Source organism: Pedobacter sp. MC2016-05, from assembly GCF_026239735.1.
GTDB lineage: Bacteria > Bacteroidota > Bacteroidia > Sphingobacteriales > Sphingobacteriaceae > Pedobacter.
This window is the reverse complement of the sequence record NZ_JAPIVT010000049.1, coordinates 1-1,305: the sequence shown is the minus strand read 5'-3', so window position 1 is coordinate 1,305 and position 1,305 is coordinate 1. Positions and strand designations below refer to the sequence as shown.

The window sequence follows — 1,305 nt, the reverse complement described above, 5'->3', positions numbered from 1 at the left end:
TGGAGTTGCTACATTTGACTAGAGGGATTTAGTCGTCAGATTTAGAAAGAAACTTTTAAATTTGATTATATGAGCAGACGAATGTTTGATGAATCCTTCAGAAAGATGGCTATAGAGCTTTCTTATAGCAAAGGATCTGTAAAAGAAGTAGCTGATGAGTTAGGTATCAGCCAGACTCTTTTGAGTAAATGGAGACAACGTGGATCAGAGTCCGGTCAGGGAATGACTGAATTGACCGAGGATCAGAAGCTAATTAAAAAGCTGCAAAAAGAGCTAAAAGATGCTCAAATGGAACGAGATATTCTAAAAAAGGCGGTCGGCATCTTTTCCAAGGGAGACGGGAGATATTCGGATTTATAAGAGAGCACCGAAGAATATTTCCAGTTGAAATGATGTGTAGAGTGTTTCGGGTAAGTAACAGCGGTTTTTATTATTGGTTGAACCATCCCAAGGGAAAACGTCATGTTGAAAGCATCTCGTTATTACAAGAAATCAGTGATATATATAGTGAGAGCAAAAAGGTTTACGGAAGCCCGAGGATTGCTGCCAAGCTTGCCAAAAAAGGCATCCGAGCATCCAGACCAAGAGTAGCCAGAATTATGCGCAAGGCAGGGATTCAAAGTATTATACGCAAGAAATGGGTTAAAACAACGGACTCAGATCATGCGCATCCTGTGGCCGAAAACGTTCTCAACAGAGATTTTTCTGCTGTAAGACCAGGAGAAAAATGGGTTTCGGATCTTACTTATATACGCACAGGCGCTGGATGGGTTTACTTGACAACGGTTATCGATCTTTCGGACAGAAAGGTAGTTGGCTGGTCGCTAAGTGATAATATGGAAGCCAAAAACACAACGGTTAGCGCATTCCAGATGGCAAAAGCAAACAGGAAAATTGAGGATACACTAATATTTCACTCTGATCAGGGAGTTCAGTATGCATGTTCAGAGTTCAGGCAGCAGTTGACAGGATTACCAATAATTCAGAGTATGAGCAGAAAAGGAAATTGTTGGGATAATGCGGTTGCAGAGAGTTTCTTTAAAACAATGAAAACTGAGATGGTTTATCAAAGAACTTTCAAAACAAAGGAGCAGGCATACTTGGCAATATTTGAATACATAGAGGTTTGGTACAACAGAAAAAGAATCCATTCCTCATTAGGTTATCTGACTCCCTTAGAGGTTGAAAAAACGATAATTAACAGAAAGAGAGCCGCATAATTTGCATCCAAAAGGAATCTAAATTAATGCATCTCAAAAAAAATATCTGACGAAAAAAAATCTCTAGTATACTATTGCAATTCCA

2 protein-coding genes are annotated in these 1,305 nt (G+C 39.2%); both read left to right on the top strand.

Annotated elements, in window-relative coordinates:
* Positions 1-69: 69 nt before the first annotated feature.
* Positions 70-360 (top strand): transposase, encoded by a 291-nt coding sequence (locus OQZ33_RS24115; RefSeq protein WP_265802125.1) that lies wholly within the window; start codon positions 70-72, stop codon positions 358-360.
* Entirely contained in the window at positions 345-1,220 is an 876-nt protein-coding gene (locus tag OQZ33_RS24110; RefSeq protein WP_322975154.1) for an IS3 family transposase, read from the top strand. Before OQZ33_RS24115 ends, OQZ33_RS24110 begins: the two co-directional genes overlap by 16 nt.
* Positions 1,221-1,305 lie beyond the last annotated feature (85 nt).